Source organism: Streptomyces tricolor, from assembly GCF_002155905.1.
GTDB lineage: Bacteria > Actinomycetota > Actinomycetes > Streptomycetales > Streptomycetaceae > Streptomyces > Streptomyces tricolor.
This window is the reverse complement of record NZ_MUMF01000085.1, coordinates 21740-28965: the sequence shown is the minus strand read 5'-3', so window position 1 is coordinate 28965 and position 7226 is coordinate 21740. Positions and strand designations below refer to the sequence as shown.

At 72.3% G+C, this 7226-nt stretch carries 5 protein-coding genes and 2 pseudogenes; 4 read left to right on the top strand and 3 right to left on the bottom strand.

The window, feature by feature from the left end; all coding sequences use genetic code 11:
• The 4 genes and pseudogenes from CCN44_RS07345 to CCN44_RS07330 form a co-directional block, all read left to right on the top strand.
• Positions 1–214 (top strand): annotated as a pseudogene (locus CCN44_RS07345) (hypothetical protein); the annotation flags it as partial.
• 173 nt (positions 215–387) lie between these two features.
• Positions 388–1794: a condensation domain-containing protein gene (locus tag CCN44_RS07340; protein ID WP_059251836.1), complete on the top strand. Its 1407-nt coding sequence runs from the start codon at positions 388–390 to the stop codon at positions 1792–1794.
• 127 nt (positions 1795–1921) lie between these two features.
• Positions 1922–2179, top strand: a pseudogene (locus CCN44_RS07335) (hypothetical protein); the annotation flags it as partial.
• Positions 2180–2277: 98 nt separating this feature from the next.
• Entirely contained in the window at positions 2278–3825 is a 1548-nt protein-coding gene (locus CCN44_RS07330) for a hypothetical protein (RefSeq protein ID WP_059251832.1), read from the top strand.
• Here the strand turns inward: CCN44_RS07330 and CCN44_RS07325 are convergent.
• The 3 genes from CCN44_RS07325 to resB all read right to left on the bottom strand — a co-directional run bounded on the left by CCN44_RS07325 (position 3822) and on the right by resB (position 7226).
• The gene (locus tag CCN44_RS07325; RefSeq protein WP_107475809.1) at positions 3822–4274 is read right to left on the bottom strand and encodes an SRPBCC domain-containing protein; all 453 of its coding nucleotides are present in this window, start codon (positions 4272–4274) and stop codon (positions 3822–3824) included. The genes CCN44_RS07330 and CCN44_RS07325 overlap by 4 nt on opposite strands.
• Before the next feature lie 142 nt (positions 4275–4416).
• Positions 4417–5529, bottom strand: coding sequence for a c-type cytochrome biogenesis protein CcsB (gene ccsB / locus CCN44_RS07320; RefSeq protein ID WP_086697165.1), 1113 nt, complete (start codon positions 5527–5529; stop codon positions 4417–4419).
• Positions 5526–7226: a cytochrome c biogenesis protein ResB gene (resB, locus tag CCN44_RS07315; RefSeq protein ID WP_086697164.1), complete on the bottom strand. Its 1701-nt coding sequence runs from the start codon at positions 7224–7226 to the stop codon at positions 5526–5528. The genes ccsB and resB overlap by 4 nt, the downstream gene beginning before the upstream one ends.

The following is a 7226-nucleotide window of genomic DNA, read 5'->3' as shown; positions in this document are numbered from 1 at the left end:
GCACCGGCTGATCGGCGAGCTGCGCACCCAAGTGCCGGCCCCCAGCGCCCAGCTGCTCGACGAGTCACTGCCCGCCCTCAGCGCCGAGGCCGCCGTGCCCGCGCAGGAGCGGCACCGCGCGCTGATGGCGATCGCCGGGATCGCCGCCACGGTCGGCGCGGTCGGCCAGCCGGTGGCACAGGCGGTCCAGGCGGTCATCGGCATGCTGGGCTAGCTCCCGGGGCGGGCGGGCAACTCGCTGCCGGTCACCGACGGTTAATCACTTCCGCGTTCGGCCTGCCACCCGTTCCGTTGAAATGAACCGGAGGGGCATGTCCCGGCCGCGTCCCACGGCATTGCCTGTGGAGGGGGCCCGCATCCAGGGGCCCCTTCTGCGATGGGAGACGCGTGCGAATCACTGACATCCAGCGCTGCGAGGTCCGCCCGGGACGGCTCGTCGAGTGGACGCTGAGCCCGGCGACCGTCGCGGCGGCGACGGCGCTCCCGGAGGACTCCCGGCCGCCCGCCTACATCCAGGAGTCGCACATCAGGACGGCCAAGTGCGTCCGCGAGACGGGGCTGTTCGTGCCGACCTGGCTCGGCACCGCCTTCGACCTGCCCGGCCCGGTCGACCTCGACGCACTGGAACGCGCCCTGCACGCCTGGACCCTGCGGCACGAGACGCTGCGCAGCGGCTTCCGCTGGAAGGGCGAGGAACTGTGCCGGTTCACGCTCGACGCCGCCGATGTGTCCCTGCACCGGGAGGAGGCGGGCCACTTCCCCGACGCGGCGGGCCTCGTCCGGCACCTCCAGGACCGCTTCGACACGGTCGCGGACGCGCTGCGCTGGCCCAACCTCATCTACACGGCGGTCGTCCGCGACGACGGTGCGAGCGTCTACATGGCCTTCGACCACAGCAACGTCGACGCCTACTCCCTGCACCGGATCCCCGCCGAGATCCAGGAGCTGTACGCGGCCGGGCCGGCCGGGACCGAGCCGGGCGGCCCCGCGCCGGCCGCCAGTTACATCGACTTCTGCGAGATCGAGCGGGCCGGCGCGGACGGCATCGACGGCCGGCACGCGATCGTGGACCGCTGGCGCGAGTTCATCCGCCGCTGCGACGGCACCCTGCCGGCCTTCCCGGTCGACCTCGGCCTGACACCGGGCGGTCCGCTGCCCCGGCAGCAGATGCTGTGCGAACCGCTGGCGGACGCGGACGCGGCGGCGGCGTTCGAGGCGTACTGCCGGCCGTACGGCGGCAGCCTCGTCGGGGTGCTGGCCGCGACCGGACTCATCGTGCACGAGCTGGGCGGGCAGCCGGTGTACCGCACGGTGGTGCCGTTCCACACCCGGGTGAAGTCGCGGTGGACCGACTCGGTGGGCTGGTACGTGGGCGGTGCCCCGATCGAGGTGCCGGTGGGCCGTACCCGTGGCTTCCCGGAGGCGCTGCGGGCGGTGCGCGCCGAGCTTCAGGCCAACCGGTCGCTGGCCCGGATGCCGCTGGCCCGGGTGCTGCGCCTGCTCGGCTCCGACTTCCGGCCGACCTCCCCGGACCTGCACTCGATCGTGTCGTACGTCGACGCCCGCGCCTTCCCGGGCGCCGAGCGGTGGTCCGGGCTGAAGGCGTACGGGCTGATGCGGGTGTCCTACGGGGACCAGGTGTGCGTGTGGGTGAACCGGCTGCCCGAGGGGCTGTGGCTGGCGAGCCGGTACCCGGACACGGACATCGCGGCGAAGACGATGCGGCTGTACGTCGAACGGCTGCGGGACCGGGTCGCCTCGGTGGCCGACGGCAGCCTCCCGGCGGTCTCGTGAGCCGGCCGGCGGTCGCGGAGGCCTTCCGGCCGTTTCGTACCGCAGCGCTTTCGTAACACAACGGACACCACGGACCCTGGTACGGAGCAACTCCCCCTTCCTACACTGCCGTTGAGGGGGAGATGCGGTGCACAGACGGTTGCACGGGCGCGGAGCGCTGTTCGACGTCGATCCGGCCGGCCTCGCGCCGCGGCTCGTGGGCCTGCGCCCGCACCGGCACCGCGCAGATCCGTACGAGCATCCGGACGAACCGCTGTTCGTGGTGCGCACCGGGGGGCGCGGGCTGGGCAAGAGCGCGGTCCTCGCCGAGCTGCGGGACGCGTACAGGGGACATACGCCGGTCGCGGGCGCCGGACGGATCGCCTTCCCGCGGCTGATGTCGGGCTTCGGGCTGGAGCAGCACTGGCCGGCGGAGGCGCCGGCCGGGCGCCCGATGGACGGTCCCGAGGGCGGCGGCCCGGACGACGACAGCGGGGAGGCGTGATGGCGCGCAGGGGTGTGGGCACCTGGATCCGCGAGGGCGTGTGGGAGATCCCGCTGCGCCGTTACACGGCCCTGGTGCTGGCGGCGGTCCTGGTGGCCGGGCTGGCGGTCGCGGTCCGGGCCGTGCTGCGCGACGACCCGTCCTGCGGGCCCGGGGTGGCCCGGCCGGAGGGCGGCGACGAGTGCGTGGGCGTGGCGACCGGGCCGTACGACTTCGGGCAGTCCCGGCTGCGGGACGTGGTCCGGGCGATCGGCCGGGAGAACGACCGGCTGAAGCCCGGCGGCTTCGTGACGGTGGCGCTGCTGCTGCCGTACACCACCGCGTCGTCGACCAGCCTGAACGACATCCGCCACCAGCTCATGGGCGCCTACCTGGCCCAGTACCAGGCCAACCACGAGGCCAACGGGCAGCGCCCGCAGATCCGGCTGGTGCTCGCCAACCCGGGCGCGACCGGCGCGCACTGGCGGCCGGCGGTGGAGCAGCTGGCCGCGATGACGACGAGCGCGGACCGGCTGCGCGCGGTCGTCGGCGTCGGGCAGAGCACCGAGCCCAACAAGCAGGCCGTCAAGGAGCTGACCCGGCAGGGCATCCCGGTGGTCGGCTCCACCATCACCGCCGACGACCTCGCCAACGGGCAGCGGGGCCGGGACCCCTACCCCGGGCTGGCGCGGGTGGCGCCGACCAACACCGACGAGGCCCGGGCACTGGCCTCCTTCGCCAAGGTGAGCGCGGGCCGGGCACTGCTGGTGTACGACAAGCCGGGCGACCCGTACACGCGGACGCTGCAAGAGTCGTTCGCGGCGCTGATCAAGGGGTCGCCGTACGAGCCGCAGCCGTTCACGCCGCCCGCCGACCGCACCGAGGAGGGCTCGACCGCGAACACCTTCCGGCAGATCACGCACCTGGTGTGCGACACCTCCCGGGAGACGGACACGATCCTGTTCGCGGGCCGGCACACCCAGCTGCGCCAGTTCATCAACGCCCTGGGCGGCCGGGGCTGCCAGGACCGCAGGTTCACGCTGCTGACCGGCGACGAGGCCTCGTACCTGACCCACGAGAAGGACCTGGACCGCGGCGCGCTGCGGCGCAACCTCGCGGTGCGCTACACCTCCCTCGCCCACCCGGACGCCTGGACGAAGGCGCGGGAGCGGACGGGCGGCTCGGTGGCCGACTTCGCCGCGCTGCGGCGGCTGCTGGCGGACGCGGCGCGGGCACCGATGGGTCCGATCGGCCCGGCCGCCCTGGACGACGGGCAGCTGATCATCGGCTACGACGCCCTGCGCCTGGCGGTGCACGGCATCCGCGAGGCGGTGCCGGCCGGCCGGTCCGTCCCGGCGCTCACGGACGTCGGCCTGCAGTGGCCGCAGGTCAAGGGCTCGCTGCGGGTGGCCGGGGCGAGCGGCTGGATCTGCCTGGATGTGCACGGCAACCCGTACGACAAGGCGGTGCCGATCGTGGAGCTGACCCCGCAGGGCGGCTCGCGCTTCGTGCGGATCGCCTGGCCGGAGGGGAAGCCGCCGGGGAAGGAGTGCCTGCCGCCGTCCTAGGTGAACTGCCCGGGGAGGGGCTCGGCGGGCGGCTGGCCGGGCAGGTCGTGCGAGGACCGAGCGATCTCGATCAGGCGTTCGAATCGGTCCCGCCAGTTCTGCTCCGTCTCCTCCTCGCCCTGGAACTCGTGCGTGAAGCGGAGCACGCTGCCGTCCTCGCCGCCCCGCTCCAGGTGGAACCGGATCCGCCCGGCGCCCTCGATCGTGTACTCGGCGACCCGGTCCACGTCCCACGCGGTGACCTGTCCGCTGCCCAGCCCGCGCAGCGTCACCGCGCCGCCGAGCCGGCCTTCGAGCAGGTCGGCCGGGGTGAACCAGGACGCCAGCCCGTCCGGCGTGGACAGCGCGGGCCAGACGTCCTCCATGCGCCGCGGGAGCCGCACCACGAAGTGCAGGATGTGCGTGTTCCCGTGGGTCTGGCTGGTGCCCTGTGCGATGGAACCGCTCATGACACCAGCCTGCCCCCGCCCCGGAGCCCGCGCACGCGGTCACGGCCGCCGGCCCGCCCGGCCTGTTGTCCCTGCGGACGACGAAGGCCGGCTCCCGTGCCTCAGGTCACAGGGAACCGGCCTTCAGGGCAGGTCCGGGGGTTCAGAACCCGGTCGAGCGGAGGACGCCCAGGCCGACGTCGGCGTACGAGTGCTTGCCGGAGACGAAGATGTTGACGCCGTAGTAGTTGAACAGCCAGCAGCCGAAGGCGATCAGGGCCAGGTAGGCGGCCTTGCGGCCCTTCCAGCCCGCGGTGGCACGGGCGTGCAGGTAGCAGGCGTAGGCGATCCAGGTGATGAAGGACCACGTCTCCTTCGGGTCCCAGTTCCAGTACCGGCCCCAGGCGTCGCCCGCCCAGATCGCCCCCGCGATGATCGTGAAGGTCCACAGCGGGAACACGGCCGCGTTGACCCGGTAGGCGAACTTGTCCAGGGACGCGGAGGCGGGCAGCCGCTCCAGCACCGAGGTGGCGAAGGAGCCGGGCTTGCCGCCGGCCTGGAGCTTGTTCTCGTACGCGTCCTTGAACAGGTACAGGATCGTGGCGACCGCGCCGACGTAGAACACCGCGCCGCAGAAGATCGCGGTGGAGACGTGGATGTACAGCCAGTACGAGTGCAGGGCGGGCACCAGCTGGTCGCTGGCCGTGTACAGGACGGTGACCGCGAGGCCGAGGTCCAGCAGGACCGTGGTGATGAGGAACAGGCCGAGCCAGCGCACGTTCTTCTTCAGGGCCAGCAGCGCGAGGTACACGCCGACGGCGACCGTGGAGAAGGTGATGTTGAACTCGTACATGTTGCCCCACGGCGCCCGCTCCACGGAGGCCGCGCGGGCGACGACACCGCCCAGCTCCACCAGGAACGCGAGCGCGGTGAGGGAGATGGCGATCCGGCCGTACAGGTCGCCCTGCGCGTCGCCGCCGTGCGCGCCGGGACCGTCCGGCACGTCCCGGGCGCCGGACGCCGAGCGGACGACGACCTTGGGCCGCTCCAGCACGGCGGTGCCCCCGGCCCGCCGCACCGTGACGGCGGGCGCGCCCGCCGTGCGCCCACGGTCGGCGGTGAGCGCGGCGGCCGTACGGCCCACCTTGCTGCGGCTGCCGAACAGCCACTCGGCGATGTAGGCGAAGAAGGCCAGGGTGTAGACGGCCATCGACGAGTAGATCAGCGTGTTGCTGATGCTCGCGAGGTGTTCGTTGGTTGCGGCGGCGAGAGTCACTTCTCAGCCCCTTCGGCAGGTACGACTGGGGATTCGGAGGCGTCGTCGTCGGGGTCGGGGGCCCCCGGCGCCTGGTCGTAGAGGTTTCCGGCGAGGTCGCCCAGCTCCTGGGGCACCTTCGCGGACTCGCTGCGGCCCAGCCCGGCCATCTCGACCACCGTGACGCCGTCGGCACCGCGCACCGCGCGCACCCACACCCGGCGGCGCTGGATGAACAGGGACGCGGCGAGACCGAGGATCGCGGCGACGGCACCGCCGAGCGCCCAGCCGCCGCCCGGCTCCTGGACGATCTGGAAGCCGGCCCACTCCTTGATGTCCTTCTCGAAGGTGATGGACCCGGCGCCGTTCGGCAGCGTGAGCGTGTCGCCCGGCTTCAGCAGCTTCTTCAGCAGCTGGCCCTTGCCGTCCTTGAACGCCTTCATGTGCTTCTTGTCGAGCTGGTACACGCTCTGCGGGATGCCCGAGTTCACCCCCAGGTCGCCGTGGTAGGCGTTCACCGCGAGCAGCGGGTTCAGCAGCGCCGGGAACTGCGAGAGCATCGTGCCGCTCTGCGCGTCGAAGGTGGGCACGAAGAACGCCTGGAAGCCGAGCTGCTCCTTCTTGCCCTTGGCGTCGCGGTAGCCGTCCATGACCTTGACGACGCCCTGCGAGGAGACGTTCCCGTCGAGGGGCAGCAGGGCCACGGGGGCGTGGAAGACGACCTTGCCCTTGCCGTCCCGGACGGTGACGACGGGCGCGTAGCCGTGGCTGACGAGGTAGACCTTGGAGCCGTCGATCTCCAGCGGCTTGTTGACCTTGACGGTGGTCGCCTTCTCCTTGCCGTACGCGCCCACGCTGTAGCGGATCTTCGCCTCGTAGGTGCGCGGGGTGCCCCGGTTCGGGCCGCTGGCCTCGTAGGTGCCCTTGAAGTCCTTGAGGTCGAAGCTGAACGGGACCAGGTCGTCGGTCTCGAACAGGCTGCCGGACTTGAAGTCGTCGTACATCGGCAGCGTGTTGGAGAAGCCGTCGCCCTCCACCATCAGCACGTTGCCCTCGGACTTGTACAGCTGGCCGGAGGCGAAGGCGACCAGGAGCACGATCAGGGCGATGTGGAAGACCAGGTTGCCCAGCTCGCGCAGATAGCCCTTCTCGGCGGCGACGGCGTCACCGGCGACATGGGCGCGGAAGCGGTGCTTCTTCAGCAGCGCGAGCGCGGCCTCGCGGACCTGCTCCGGGTCGGCCTGCGTCCGCCATGTCGTGTACGCGGGCAGCCGGGTCAGCCGCTTGGGGGCGGCCGGCGGACGGCCGCGCAGCTGGCCGACGAACTGCCAGGTGCGCGGGACGATGCAACCGATGAGGGAGACGAACAGCAGGATGTAGATCGCGGAGAACCACACCGAGCTGTACACGTGGAACAGCCCGAGCTGGTCGTAGACCGGCGCCAGCGTCTTGTGGGCGGCCCGGAAGTCCTCGACCTTGGCGGGGTCGGCGCCGGTCTGCGGGATCAGCGAGCCGGGGATCGCGCCGAGCGAGAGCAGCAGGAGCAGCAGCAGCGCGACCCGCATGGAGGTCAGCTGCCGCCAGAACCAGCGCGCCCAGCCGATGACGCCGAGGCCGGGCAGGCTCGTCTGCTCCTCCTGCGGCGCGGTGGACAGCTGGGAGCCGGCCGCCCCCAGGTCCTCCTGGTCCCGGCCGGTGTCGGTGTCGGTCTTGCTCAT

What these genes read in the sequence shown, in the direction of transcription:
- CCN44_RS07330 (WP_059251832.1), top strand. Translation starts at nt 2,278, where the DNA reads ATGGCGCGCAGGGGTGTGGGCACCTGGATCCGCGAGGGCGTGTGGGAG.
- CCN44_RS07325 (WP_107475809.1), bottom strand. Translation starts at nt 4,274, where the DNA reads ATGAGCGGTTCCATCGCACAGGGCACCAGCCAGACCCACGGGAACACG.
- resB (WP_086697164.1), bottom strand. Translation starts at nt 7,226, where the DNA reads ATGAGCAAGACCGACACCGACACCGGCCGGGACCAGGAGGACCTGGGG.